The following is a 13,987-nucleotide window of genomic DNA, read 5'->3' on the forward strand; positions in this document are numbered from 1 at the left end:
ACAGACAAACCAATCCCGAAATAATAAAGAAATTATACAAAACTAAAAATGGAATTCTGACATTTTTAGACTTCCAAATGCAAAATTGGACACAAAATCACATAAAAATCAAATAAGCCTATAAAATTTTACAGACTCAAAAAAAAGAGAAATGTTTGAGTTAAAAATTATTCTTTTTCAAACATTATCAAATAATGGGATTTTCCTTCAGGAATATCTTCACCTATTTCCTCATTCAAATAAGTCATCTTAAGACCATGGCTGTTAAACAATTCTTCCAAGTCTTGAGGTGAACTTCTGACAGGTGTTGGCGGACCTTTTGGAACGTCCCATGCCTTATAATCCATGATGGCTATTTTTCCATCATTTTTAACTATTCTTGCCAATTCATCTACAGCCTCATCCATTTTTCTTGAAGCCTTGAATCCGTGGAATACGTTAACCATTAAAATGACATCAACAGAGCAATCTTCAACACCAGGAATGCCTTCAGTAATGTCCGCTTCAATATTAATTAAATTTTCAACATTGTTTTCATTTTTATATTTTTCCATATCTTCAATAGAAGCATCATATATATCCACTGCATAAACAGTTCCTTTATGATTATAATCTTCAAGAACCTTGATTGCATTGTGACCATCACCACAACCAGCATCCATAAAAGTCTCATCGCCCTTTAAATTCAATTCTTGAATAATCTCATCTGAATCCAGGAAATGTGCACTTGAAAATCCATGAGCCCTATGTCCATTTGCAGGTAACATCATAATTTCACCTAAGTTATAATCTTTAAAAAATAGTATTTAATTATTATCAATATGACGTGAAATGAATATCAGTTAAAAATAGTTAAAATAAATAAAAAAAGTTATAAGAGGATTATTTTTTCCAAGTTTGTTTTACTCCTCTTCCTCTTTTACTACCAGGTTTAGTATAACTTCTTTTTGGTCTGGTTCTTCTGTTAGTTCCTTTAACTTTAGCCATAATCTTCCCTCCTTAAAATCAATAATTATAAAATTAGAATTATATATAACAAAAAAATATTTGTTTTTAATATATTTAAAGCTTTTCTTTAAGTGGTGTATTCTGCATTAATTTTAACATAATCATAAGTTAAATCACAACCCCATGCAGTAGCTTCGCCATCACCCAAATCCATGTCAATATTTACAATCACATTTTTGGATTGCATAATCTTTTCAGCTCGCTCAAGGTAAGGTGTGTCTTCAAATGCCAAGATTTCACCTTTTCTTACAAGATCAACCTCATCTTCATCATCAGCTATGGCAATAGTGACAATGTCAGGATTTAAATCACATCCGGAATATCCGATTGCTGAAACGATTCTTCCCCAATTTGGATCACCACCAAAAACAGCTGATTTGAATAAGCTTGATGAAACAATTGATTTTGCAGCAAGCTTTGCATCTTCCAAGTTTTTAGCGCCGCATACATTAGCTTCTATGAATTTGGTAGCCCCTTCTCCATCACGGGCCATTTTTTTAGCCAAATCAATGCATAGATAATTTAGAGCTTCCTGGAAATTAGAATCAATTTCCCCATCGCGAACAACTTCAATGCCTGATGCGCCATTTGCCATCATCAGACAGGTATCGTTGGTGCTTTCATCACCATCGACAACAATCATGTTGAAACTTATGTCTGCTGCCTTCTTTAATGCTTCATTAATGCTTTTGGCTGGAATAACCGCATCACTAACAATGAATGACAGCATTGTCCCCATATTTGGAGCAATCATTCCGCTGCCTTTTGTAATTCCTGCAATTTTAACTGTTTCCCCAGTGGTCAAAGTTACTTCAACGGCACATTCCTTCGGAAATGTATCGGTTGTCATGATTGCACGAGCAGCCGCAAGGGAATCTTCAGGTTTATTTCCCAATTTAGAAAGAGAATCATAAGCCACTTTAGAAATGGTGTCAATTGGCATTTCACGGCCTATAACACCTGTTGATGCGATAGCTATTTCATCCTTTGGTATTTCCAAATCACGGGAAACAAGTTCCACCAAAGTTTCACAATCTTTGAAACCCTGACTTCCTGTAAAACAATTAGCATTTCCACTATTTACAAAAACCGCTGATAAAAATCCGTTTTTTATAGCTTTTTTTGTATATGTTACTGGAGCTGCAACAACTTTATTTGAAGTGAAAACTGCAGATGCAGTACTGTTTGGAGATACGATAATGGTAACACCATATTTGCCTTCACGCGCCCCTGATACTTCAAGATTTTCAATATTTGAAAATCCTCCATCAATATTTCTAATAAAATCCATAAAAATCACATATGAAATAAGTTAATAATCTGGATGACCCTTATACGTAATATTAAATTCTTCCCTGTCGCTAATATTATTATAATCAATTGCATCATATACGTAATCGAAATCTGTGCTATTTTTGGTTACATTATTGGTCATCTCTACAGTTACATTTTCATACTGTGGTCCGTCATCCTCACCAATACCAAGAGCTAGTGAAACGCCAATGCCTGCACCAACAACAAATGCAACCAACACAAGAATGATAAAAAGCATAGTAGTTTTACTAGTTTTCCTAGGTTTTCTAGTTTTTTTAGGGATATTATTTTGTCTTTTTCTACCTCTTCTCCTATTTTGCGGAGGGGGAGAATTATACCTAGATTTTAACACCCTCTTATCATCTTTCTTTCGTCTCGCCATATTATTTCTCTTTTTAATTGATTAAACAACAAATGCATAAACTAAAGCTAAAATAACTCCAACAAATCCGAATAATCCAAGCCCTAAAATATGCATCAAATAAACGAAAATAAACACGAATGCAAATACTCCAATTAATTTCGGCTTTTCGTTTTCGACCAAATTGATTAAAGTTCTTGTAAATTCGGATGGAATATTATAAGCGTATAATCCATTAGCCAGTTCAAAAACAACTAATGATAACGGGGATGTAGTTGGCAAATCATCAACCAATTGAGCTCTCTCGCCAGCTTCCCTCCTGCTTCTTCCAATACCTGCCCTTATTTTTGCACCATTATCAAGCGCAAACCAAGCAGCGTCAAGTCCTGCCCTTATGGCCAAATCTTTTGATGGGAATCTTGCAATAAAGTCATCTCCACCTTCCCTATAACCTTCAAGTTCACCTTCACATTCACTTTCTATGAAATTTTTAATTCCATTCATTAGCTCTACAAGCTGGTTTCTACCATGTTTGCTAATAAATTTTGTAGAATCTATTAAATCAATGAACAAATAATTTTCCAAATCAATAGGGTGTGATTCCCTAAGTAAAAATGGAGAATCAAATACTAATGCATATTCGCCACCCAATTTAGTGAATGCAATTCCAGGAAACATTCCAACATTCTGAGTGTAATGAATAGCTCTTTCAATAGCTGCTGCACCTGTCATTCCAACAGCAGATATCACTTGAATCCCTTCAGATAAACCAATTCCGATAAGTTCAATTGCGACTCTGATTGCATCATTTTTACTTAACATTTTTGCAACAAGTTCTGTGTCGGTTTTTTCAATAATTTCTCCAGCTTCATTTTCAATGATTTTAACAAAAATGTTAATCATGTTGGAAGGATGAGGAATCTCAATATAAAAATAACGGTCACTTCCCATGATTATATTACTGACTAAAGCATATTCCTCTATTTTATTCTCCGCAGGAGACAACTCATGGAAAGTATATTCATTAGGAATATTTTCTGCACCCACGTCACGAATAAGATTCTGCAAAATAGTATCTGAAGTAATTTCTGCCTTTTCAAGCTCGAAAAGAATAGTCTGAGTATAGTTGAATAACTCTACATATTCCGTTTCAAGAGAATTTGTTGGAAAAAATTTAGTCCCAACAGCAATAGGATTAAGCTTGGTAGTAAGCTTAATAAAAGACTTGGTCAAACTATTAGCCATCCAAACCTCCACCTTTCTCAAGTTCTATTTCAAACTCTCCAGGATTTTCTAAAAGCATATCAGGTTTAACTGAAACAAATGGAAATTTCCAAGACCCCAATCTACCTGCAATAGTGCTTGCAATGTTTCTGGAGTTTCTTTTGATGAAAATTTCATCATGTTCACTTACACGAATTAAAATATTATATGGGGCATTTTCAGTCACTTCATCAGCCAATAGGATATTCAACTCAAAGGTGCCCGGTCTTGTAAACAAGTCATTGCGCACAGCAATCAACGGTTTTTTCTCAAGGCCCAGCCTATCTGCAACAGTGACAGAAATATTGCCTGCATTTTTAACAGCAATTTTATAATCTTTAGGATGCACCAATACAAAAATAACATAAGGCGCTGCGACTTCAACATCATCTACCATTTCTACAATCTTGTTAAACATTGGAATTTTGGAAAAGACACTTTCAAGTTTAGAACCCGCATTGTTTTCATTATCAATACGTATAATAGCTTGTTTGGCTATATTTAATGGTGAAATTTCCAGACCTTCTTTTCCAGTATAGATTTCCCATTTTTTGAAGTTTAATTCTTTAATAATCTCATCACAGATATGTTGCAAGATATTTTTATCTTTTTTTGGCTTTTTAGGTTTTCCAAAGGTTAATCTTCCATTTTCTATAACGAATGGAATTCTCATAGATGATATATTTCTAAATTCAGCAGCATAATCTCTGAATTTATCATTAGATAATATTTTTGCTCTTTCAGTTGTGGCAATATCAAGAATAAAATGATCCGCATCATTGCCTGCCGGAACTTCTTCTACATTTTCACTTTCCAGCAATCTTTCAAATTTTTCTTTATCGTCAATATCATGGCGAAGTGATGCGTCAGCAATAATTACAAACTCATCCTCACTTTCTTCCAAAGCTTTAACGGCAGCAAGGATATTGGACATTTGAGGTTGTCCGTTTTCATTTTTTATATAGTGTGCTACATTTGAAGCATCTACAACAACTTTCACAATATCACCTAAAAAAATCTATTATTATAAAGTTTGTTCAGTATATTATATAAGTATAATTCTAATATTTAAAGTTAATTTTTAAAGAAAAATTAGATTTTATTTCTTGGGTATTTTCCAAATAAAAACCTTTCTCCACCAACATTATTAAGATAAATCTCTATTTCATCTTCAGAAATAATATAAACAATGTAAGAATTCAAGTTTTTTCCTCTGAGTTTATAGGAAGAGAAAGATCCCGCATTGACAATAATTGTCTCATTTATTTTCCAAATATTGGGAACATGTTTATGCCCACATAAGACTAAATCGACTTCATGTGTTGTTAATGTGTTTAGAATATCACCGGAATCTGATAAAATATTGCGTTCACGTCCTGTTTGAGGAATAGGAATAAGATGATGGTGAAAAGCGACAATGGAAAAATTTTCATTAATTACGCAATCATCCAATTGGTGTTCCAGCCACATGTGCTGAGGCCTTCCGATATGGCCCCTATTTTCATCAGGTGTGCTGCTGTCAAGTCCAATGACAGTTAAATCATCCCCCATAGTTAATTTCCAACTTCTCTCACCAATCAACTCTTCAAAAGTTTGATATCCCAAATTACGGGCATCATGGTTACCTGGAACTGCAAACAAAGGTGCATCGAACACTTCCAAATATTTTGCAACTTGTTCGAATTCTTTATAATATCCATTATCGGTCAAATCGCCTGTCAATATAATCATGTCTGGATTTAACTGATTAACTTCAGCTGCTGCTTGCATGAATGTTTCCTCATCGAAATCAGACCTGGAAACATGCAAATCGGAGATATGGGCAATGACTGTCATAGTATCTATTGGCTTAATTTCATGATAGCTTCTGCCAAATCACCTTTACATTCTTCTAAAGCTGCTCTTGCTTCATCTTGTGAAACGTTCGCACTGTTAGCCACCATTTCCACATCTTCATCAGGAATTTCAATTTCATATTCAAGCTCTACTTCACGTGCTTTACCATCAATTTGATAAGTTTCCTGACCCATCACATTCATTAAACTTACACTAGGATTATCGATAATTAACTCTTTATCATCGAAACGGATAATTACTTCACGGACGCCTTCAAGCTCTTCCATTTTCATTCCCATCTTTTTCATTTGTCTTTCCATTTGTTTCATTTGTTTCTTATTCATTCCAGGCATCATAAAAAATCCTCAATAAAATAACTATTTATAAATATATTTTTAATTATTATTAAAACTTGCTTAATTTTTTAAAAAAAATAATATGGATTACTTTTCAAATCCATATATCTCTGTTTCAAATGTTTTCGCAACATCCTTTAACACTTCAGGAATATTAATCTCCTGCGGACACTCTTCAATGCAGTTTTCACATTCAATACAGTCTGATGCTATTCCAACATCGGGAAGCTTTGAATAGTTCAAATAAGCATTTCCGAACTGTGTCCAATCATCTCTGCCAAGAATCTTATGTTTGTTATATAAATCAAAGAGTTTTGAAATGTTTATTTCTTCAGAGCAAACATCAACACAGTATCTGCATTTTGTACAGTCCACAGTAATGTTGCTGTTAATGATTTGTGAAACCTCTTCAAGCAGCTTCAGTTCCTCATCATTCAACGGATCTGCATTGTTAAATTCATCAATATTATCTTGAAGTTGTTCCAAACTGCTTGCTCCTGTAAGTACAACACAAACATCCAAATTGGCTACAAATCTCATTGCCCAGGAAACCACTGATCTATCAGGATTATACTCTTTCATGATATTTTCAGCTTCTTCAGGCACATCTGCAAGAAAACCTCCTTTATAGGGTTCCATAACCATTACGGGCTTATTGTATTTTTTTGCAATCTCAAAACATTTTCTGGATTCTATGCCTTCATCTTCCCAATCAAGATAGTTGATTTGCAATAATACAAACTCTATTTCAGGATGGTCAAACAGCAATTCCTCCAAAAATTCTGCATTGCCGTGGGTTGATAAACCAATGTGTTTAATAAATCCTTCCTCTTTTTTCTTTTGAATGAATGAATACAAATCAACATTTTTCCAGGCGGTTTCAGTATATCCGCTTACATTATGCAACATATAATAATCAAAGTACTCGACACCACAATTTTCAAGCTGTTCGGAAAATATAGGTTCAAGTTGTGATTCTTCACTAATCACAAACAATGGCATTTTAGTTGCAATTTTAAATGATTCTCGAGGGTATCTTTCAACAACAGACTTTCTGAAAGCTATCTCTCCTAATCCATCATGATAAATATATGCAGTGTCAAAATGGTTATATCCGCTTTCCATATATAAGTCAACCATCTTGTTTACCTGTTCATAATCAATGCTTTTAAAATCATCCTCATTTAAAAGAGGTAACCTCATCATCCCCATTCCTAATTCAACCATGTTATCTCATCCTTAATCTTTTTTTGTCAAACGAACACATTAAATAGCCATGATATAATCAATGAATTTTTTCTAACGTTTAAAATATCATCAACATTATTATTTTTATCAATGATTATTATTAAATTATCTTTTTAACATCTACATCTTGAACCGAATTAATGCAAATTTCACCATTATGACTTAAATCATTCTTGACTATAATTATTTCACACCACTGCCTACTTTTAAAATTGGAATTTTGCTCATGGCTAAAATTAACGCCCAACAAAATCCGATAATAATTACGCAGGACAATGGGAAATTATAAAAGTTTCTTGTCCATGAATGCATAAATCCAAACTTGAATAAATACAATGTCAGTATATAATGTGAGAAGTATATCCCGAAACTGCAACTGCTGAATAACAATACCAGTTCGCCTAATTTCTGCTCTTTAATAGGTTTAATTTTAGATGAAATCATGTTAACATTAGCATATTTAAATGCAATGAACAAACCAACAGTTTCGGCTAAAACAAATATATTGAAGAAATCCACAGGAGCTAAAGTAGTTCCGCCCAATCCAAGATAGTATATTTGAATGAAGTGACCTGTAATTCCAATTGCAAACAAAGCAACACCAAATAAAAAGGATTTGACTTTTGACCAGCGAAATTCATAGTTGTGGACATAGGACCCTAATATAAAGTATCCCATAACAGAAAAGAAATTATAGATTACTCTGAATTCATATTTGGCCTGCTCGATTTTGAAAAATCCGACAGTTGAAAATAAAGACAAAACAATTGTTATTACAATCAGATATTTAAATGCAAAATCGCCATATTCACGAATAAAACTGCTGAGCATTGGAATTAACAAATAGATTCCAATTAAAGACCATATAAACCAAAATGGGGATGCCAAACCATGAGATCCTAAAATTATTCCCAAACAATATTCACCAGTAAAAGTGCAATTCCAGATTAATACACCCAATAGCATATAGACAAATATCCAAAAAGCGAATGGCAGCACTACACGTTTAAAACGTTTTTCTAAAAATTGCATTATATCATGTTTTCTAGTTAAAAGCAGTGCTCCACTTACAGTGAAAAATAAAGGAACACCTATACGGGTTAAACTAAAGATTCCGGAACCTATTAGCCAGGTTGTGAAATCTTTTGAATACATTCTTATGATATGTCCTAAAACAACCAGGATAATAGCAAGGGATCTTATTTCGTCTAAATATAAAATTCGTTTAGGACTGATTTTCATTAAAAATATATTTAAATTAAGTTCATAATAACTATTTTTATGAAAAAAAATAGATGTAGCTGGGTTAGCGATGATGAAATCTATATTAAATACCACGACAATGAATGGGGAATTCCAACACATGATGATGCAGAATTATTTGAAATGCTTGTTTTAGAATCATTTCAGGCAGGCCTTTCATGGATTACAATTTTAAAAAAGCGTGAAAACTTCAAAAAGGCATTTGACAATTTTGATGTTGAGAAAGTGGCTACCTATGATGAAGACAAAGTTAGTGAACTTTTGGAAAATGAGGGAATCATTCGCCACAAAGGAAAGATTACTTCAGCCATTAACAACGCAAAGATATTTATTGAAATTCAAAATGAATTTGACAGCTTTGATAAATATATTTGGTCGTTTACAGATGGAAAAATTATAAAAGGAGAATTTTTAACCGAATCATATTTATCTAAAGAAATTTCTAAAGACTTAAAAAAGCGAGGAATGAAATTCGTGGGCCCGACAATCATTTATTCATACCTCGAGTCCATTGGTGTGATTGACAATCATGAGAAAAATTGTTTTAAATATTAACCTTAACTCATAAATTACAGTTTAATTCGAAAAATGCTTTATTATAATTTGAAGGTATTATAACTATCCAAGATATTAACATTTACAGATTTAAAAATTAAATAAACTTCACGATTTAATTTTAAATCTAGATTTTCAAATGAATTTCTAGTTAAAATTCCTTTAAAAATAATTCCTTCAACATCTGTTTCAACATTAACAATAGGTCCAGATTCTTCTATTTTAATTATTTTACCTTTAAGCTGATTTCTTGCAGAAGATTCGAATGTGGATTTTGCAAAGATAATGTTTTCAGGCCTTATTGCAACCAAAACATTCTCCCCAATAACTTCATGAGATGCAAGGTTGCAATATTCGTCATCAGTACTCTGTATCTGAATATTTTCATTTAGTTTAACTGTTACGGAGTTTTGCTTTGTATTTACGATTTCACCATCAAAAATATTGTTTACACCTACAAAACTGGCTACAAAATCATTTGCCGGTTTTGAAAATACTTTATTGATATAGTCCAACTGATGCAAAACACCATTTTTCATAACACCCACTTTATCTGCTAGGTTCCAAACATCATTAAAGTTATGAGTTACATGTAGAAATGTTGTTTTATACTCCACACCTATCTCTTTAATCAAAGAGGTTAATTTAGCTTGTGTTGTTACATCTAATGCTGAGAAAGGTTCATCCATTAGAATTATATCTGGTCCAACAATAATTGCGCGAGCAAGAGCAGTGCGCTGAGATTCCCCACCACTTAACGTTAAAACATCCCTATGCAAAATATGTGAAATATTCATGGTTTCTGCTATATTTCTAACTTTTTTATCAATTTCCTCTTTTGAGAGCGATTTATCTCTTTTTAAACCATATGCTATATTATCATAAACATTCATATTTGGGAACAACACATGATCCTGATAGACAATTCCAATATTTCTTTCTTCAGGAGCAACATCATTTAAAACTTTCCCATCTAGCTTAATTGTTCCTGAATTTGGTTGATAAAAACCAATAATAGTTTCTAGTAAAACTGATTTACCGGAACCTGTTGGGCCTATTAAAACAACATATTCCCCCCTTTCTATTTCAAGACTAATATCTTTTAGATGAAATTCGCCAAGATTAACATTTAAATTTTTAACTTCCAGATACATGATTTCACCTATTGATTATAAGTTTTGGGAGCGTATTTCTCCATAATGGTTATCGTGATTATAGATATTAAGACTAATACTATACCCGCCGTAATTGCCATGTCCATATTCCCAGTGGATAAATGTAAATACATTGTGATTGATAATGTATCTGTTTTATGTAAAATTCCTCCACCCACAAACAGTACGGCAGCAAATGTGCCCATACAGCGTGCTAAAGTAATAATAATTGTTGCAAATAAACCTTGTTTTGATAATGGAAGAGTAATATTAAAAAATGTTGCAACATCACTATAACCCAAACTTCTTGAAACAAATTCATATCTTGTGTCAATGTAATTAAATGTTGAATGCAACATTTTAATAGCATACGGAAGAGCAATAAAAAATTCGGCAATTATAATTCCTAAAGTATTAAAAACAAAGTTTATTCCAATTGAATCCAAAATTCCACCAAGGCCATAATTTCCTAAAAACATTAAAAGAGCAATGCCCACTACGATTTCAGGCAGTGCCATTGGAATATCTAAAATTACTCTAAAAAACCATTTTCCAGGAAATTCCAAGCGTGACAAACTATATGCCATTGGAATGCAACAGAGAACAACTAAAGTTGAAGAAATTAATGAAGTGTAAATGGTCAACCAAATAGAATATGCAAATTCAGAAGAGAAAATGGATTCTAAGAAACCTTCAGGTGTTGTCACGAATACCATGCTTCCAATTACTAAAAATAATATTAAAGTAATAATAACAGTTATAGAAATAAACAAAATTTCGAATTTAGAACGCATTATCTCATTTCCCTTGTTAAAATAAAAAAAAGAAAAAAGGAATTATTTATAATAATTCATATCCCCATTTTTCAAATAATTTGTGTGCATCATCATCTTCCGTGACAAAGTTTACGAATGTTTGTGCTGAGTCGCTGTCCTCAGTAAATGTAGTAACAGCAATTGGAATAGTGCTTATTTTATTTTGATTGTCCGGAATTTCAATTACATCAAACTTACCTTGATTATCTGCCCAGGAAGTCATCGCTTTCCATATAATAGTTGCATCAATTTCACCAGAAATAAGATAAGTAACTAATTGATTTACAGTTGTAGTTGTAACAATTGGGTTTACAGTTACATTACTTTTGTTTAATATTTCCTGAGAAGATTTACCAATAGCAGGTCCTTTTGATTCTCCTAAACCTACTTTAACATCATCCCGTGCTAAATCTTCTACACCTGTGATATTTTTAGGGTTTCCCGGCTGTACAATAATAACCGGAATATTTTTTGTTACATTTTTAACTGTATCATTTTTAACATATCCATTTTCAATAGCATCACCCATATATTTATAAGCTGCAGGGAAGAAAACATCACCTTTCTTTTGAGTTTCCATTGTGGTGAAAAGCTCTCCACTTCCACCATATCTCATATTGACTTCAATATTGGGATATTTCTCATTAAAAGTTTTTACCAAGTCATCACCTAACTCAGAAAATCCTGCTCCAGCATAAACAATGATAGATCCAGATTTGTCTTTATTAACACTATCAGACGCAGATGTAAATGACATGCATAATATTGCCATGATTAAAACAATTATTGCAATTGCAAACAAAGTTTTATTTTTCATTAAAATTACTCCAAAATTTAAAAAAAACGTTATGAATTGATATTCAAATGTGTTATAAACTTTAAAATAGAAAATATAAAAGCTTTGTTATGAAAACAAACCTAATAAATTATATCGAAAAATAAAATATCAAGTATAAAGCTTGAAAATTAAAAATTAAAAATAATAGGTAACTTTACGATTGTTAATGTAATTCTTATCAATACCTAAAAAAATAGAATTAATCTTCCAATAAAATTATGTCTTTAGGGTCTATTTTTATATATTCCGGAACTACAAATTCATGCTCATCAATCTGTTTATCGCATTTCCACCACAAACCATTTTCCAAAGTTATTTCCCATTCAAAAGGCATTTCCATTACTGTTGAATTTTGTGTGTCAATCGCATTGACATCATCCTTTTCGGCGGCGGCAAAATCATGTGCCCTTATTCCTATATGGTTAATATTGGCCGAAATCTTTTCAGACACTTCAAATGTAACTCCCCAATCCAAAGATTTGAGATGAGAATCATCTATGATTTCAACTTTAGAAATATTTTTACAACCTGTAAGTCTGGCGACCTGAACTCTTCTTGGATTTTCAAAAATATCATAAGTGTCTCCCTTTGCTATAATTTTACCTTTATCCAATACTATAAGTTCGTCACAGAACTGGAATGCCTCATCACGATCATGAGTAACCATGATAGAAAATCCCTTAAAGTCCTTTAGCGAATTGGCAAGTTCAATACGCAATTGCTCTTTTAAAAAAGTATCCATAGCACTGAACGGTTCATCCAACAATATAACGTCAGGACCATATGCCATTATCCTGGCTAAGGCTACTCTTTGTTGTTGACCTCCAGACAATTGCCGAGGATATCTTTTTTCCAAACCATCCAAATGAAAACGTTTAATCATTTGAGCCACTATTGATTCCTCATAATCTTTAGGCAAACCAATAGCAATATTCTCTTCAACTGTCATATTAGGGAATAGAGCATAATTTTGAAATAAGTAACCTACATTTCTTTTTTGAGGTTTTAAATTAATTTTTTTACTTGAATCAAAATAAGTATCATTCACATCTGTTTTTACACTAACAATACCTTCATCTGGAGTTACAATACCTGCAATGGATTTCAATGTCATACTTTTACCGCAACCTGAAGGACCAAGAATACCCAAACGTCCACTTTTCAATTCAAAATCAACATCCAAGTCAAATTCTTTAAGTTCCATTTGGATATCTACTTTCAATAACTTATCACTCATAATTTTCTCCCCCTCAACTATAAAAGCATATTTCCATTATCTTTTCCATTGTTTTTCCTTGCGTATAGAAATATAATCCATGATAAAAATAGCTATAAACGATATGACAACAATTACTATTACATAATTAAAAGCTTCTCCCATATTACCAGCAGCCACTTCTGAGTAAACCGCCATTGGGAGAGTTCTTGTTTGTCCGGCAATATTACCTGCAAGCATAGCTGTAGCACCGAATTCTCCTAAACCACGAGCATAAGCAAGAATTCCTCCACTAATAATTCCAGGCAATGCATTTGCAAATAAGACTTTCCAGAAAATTCTCCATTCGGACATGCCTAAGGTACGGCCGGCATCCAATAAATTTGAATCAACTTGTTCAAATGCGCCCCTAGCGGAACGATACATTAAAGGAAAAGACATGACAACTGCAGCAATAACTGTTGCAGGCCATGAGAAAGCTATTTTCATAGCGAAAAAGTCTATAAAAAAGCTACCGATTGGTCCCCTAACACCAAAAATATATAATAAAAAGAACCCTACTACAGTAGGAGGCAATACAATTGGGAGTGTAAAAATACCATCTAAAATAATTTTTAGCGTGTCATTTTTAATCTTAACAAGACCGTATGCAACAAACAAACCTACAAAAAAGGTTATGAAAATTGACAAACTTGCGGTTTTCATAGAAATGAAAACAGGTGACCAATCAACCGCCATGTCTTTATCTCCTTTAATCTTA

The 13,987-nt window shown here is 32.7% G+C and carries 15 protein-coding genes; 1 reads left to right on the forward strand and 14 read right to left on the reverse strand.

Annotated features, from left to right (window positions below):
• Positions 1 to 167: 167 nt before the first annotated feature.
• From IJI93_RS00655 to IJI93_RS00695, 9 genes are all read right to left on the reverse strand, one after another.
• Positions 168 to 770 carry a class I SAM-dependent methyltransferase gene (locus IJI93_RS00655; RefSeq protein ID WP_292818408.1) on the reverse strand — a complete coding sequence of 201 codons (603 nt, stop codon included), beginning with the start codon at positions 768 to 770 and terminating at the stop codon, positions 168 to 170.
• Between the two features lie 305 nt (positions 771 to 1,075).
• Positions 1,076 to 2,299 (reverse strand): bifunctional ornithine acetyltransferase/N-acetylglutamate synthase, encoded by a 1,224-nt coding sequence (argJ, locus tag IJI93_RS00660; protein WP_292818411.1) that lies wholly within the window; start codon positions 2,297 to 2,299, stop codon positions 1,076 to 1,078.
• Positions 2,300 to 2,320: 21 nt separating this feature from the next.
• On the reverse strand, positions 2,321 to 2,560 hold the full coding sequence (locus tag IJI93_RS00665) for a hypothetical protein (protein WP_292818414.1): 240 nt from the start codon (positions 2,558 to 2,560) through the stop codon (positions 2,321 to 2,323).
• A 165-nt stretch (positions 2,561 to 2,725) separates the two neighbouring features.
• Positions 2,726 to 3,928, reverse strand: a complete 1,203-nt coding sequence (locus IJI93_RS00670; RefSeq protein WP_292818417.1) for a hypothetical protein — start codon at positions 3,926 to 3,928, stop codon at positions 2,726 to 2,728.
• On the reverse strand, positions 3,921 to 4,946 hold the full coding sequence (locus tag IJI93_RS00675) for a Zc3h12a-like ribonuclease (RefSeq protein WP_292818420.1): 1,026 nt from the start codon (positions 4,944 to 4,946) through the stop codon (positions 3,921 to 3,923). The genes IJI93_RS00670 and IJI93_RS00675 overlap by 8 nt, the downstream gene beginning before the upstream one ends.
• Positions 4,947 to 5,038: 92 nt before the next feature.
• Positions 5,039 to 5,782: a metallophosphoesterase gene (locus IJI93_RS00680; RefSeq protein ID WP_292818423.1), complete on the reverse strand. Its 744-nt coding sequence runs from the start codon at positions 5,780 to 5,782 to the stop codon at positions 5,039 to 5,041.
• A gap of 5 nt (positions 5,783 to 5,787) precedes the next feature.
• Positions 5,788 to 6,138: a nascent polypeptide-associated complex protein gene (locus tag IJI93_RS00685; protein WP_292818426.1), complete on the reverse strand. Its 351-nt coding sequence runs from the start codon at positions 6,136 to 6,138 to the stop codon at positions 5,788 to 5,790.
• An 87-nt stretch (positions 6,139 to 6,225) separates the two neighbouring features.
• Entirely contained in the window at positions 6,226 to 7,365 is a 1,140-nt protein-coding gene (locus tag IJI93_RS00690; RefSeq protein ID WP_292818429.1) for an aldo/keto reductase, read from the reverse strand.
• A gap of 204 nt (positions 7,366 to 7,569) precedes the next feature.
• Positions 7,570 to 8,628 (reverse strand): acyltransferase, encoded by a 1,059-nt coding sequence (locus tag IJI93_RS00695; protein ID WP_292818432.1) that lies wholly within the window; start codon positions 8,626 to 8,628, stop codon positions 7,570 to 7,572.
• A gap of 39 nt (positions 8,629 to 8,667) precedes the next feature.
• On the opposite strand from IJI93_RS00695, the gene IJI93_RS00700 reads away from it, so the two are divergent.
• Positions 8,668 to 9,204: a DNA-3-methyladenine glycosylase I gene (locus IJI93_RS00700; RefSeq protein WP_292818435.1), complete on the forward strand. Its 537-nt coding sequence runs from the start codon at positions 8,668 to 8,670 to the stop codon at positions 9,202 to 9,204.
• Positions 9,205 to 9,245: 41 nt separating this feature from the next.
• Here IJI93_RS00700 and IJI93_RS00705 read toward each other — a convergent pair whose 3' ends face one another.
• From IJI93_RS00705 to modB, 5 genes are all read right to left on the reverse strand, one after another.
• Entirely contained in the window at positions 9,246 to 10,358 is a 1,113-nt protein-coding gene (locus tag IJI93_RS00705) for an ATP-binding cassette domain-containing protein (RefSeq protein ID WP_292818438.1), read from the reverse strand.
• 8 nt (positions 10,359 to 10,366) lie between these two features.
• On the reverse strand, positions 10,367 to 11,074 hold the full coding sequence (locus tag IJI93_RS00710) for an ABC transporter permease (protein ID WP_292818441.1): 708 nt from the start codon (positions 11,072 to 11,074) through the stop codon (positions 10,367 to 10,369).
• 124 nt (positions 11,075 to 11,198) lie between these two features.
• Positions 11,199 to 11,990, reverse strand: a complete 792-nt coding sequence (gene modA / locus IJI93_RS00715; RefSeq protein ID WP_292818444.1) for a molybdate ABC transporter substrate-binding protein — start codon at positions 11,988 to 11,990, stop codon at positions 11,199 to 11,201.
• Between the two features lie 220 nt (positions 11,991 to 12,210).
• Entirely contained in the window at positions 12,211 to 13,248 is a 1,038-nt protein-coding gene (locus IJI93_RS00720) for a sulfate/molybdate ABC transporter ATP-binding protein (protein WP_292818447.1), read from the reverse strand.
• Positions 13,249 to 13,284: 36 nt separating this feature from the next.
• The gene (gene modB / locus IJI93_RS00725; RefSeq protein ID WP_292818450.1) at positions 13,285 to 13,965 is read right to left on the reverse strand and encodes a molybdate ABC transporter permease subunit; all 681 of its coding nucleotides are present in this window, start codon (positions 13,963 to 13,965) and stop codon (positions 13,285 to 13,287) included.
• Positions 13,966 to 13,987 lie beyond the last annotated feature (22 nt).

The organism is Methanobrevibacter sp. (assembly GCF_017431965.1).
Taxonomy (GTDB): domain Archaea; phylum Methanobacteriota; class Methanobacteria; order Methanobacteriales; family Methanobacteriaceae; genus Methanocatella.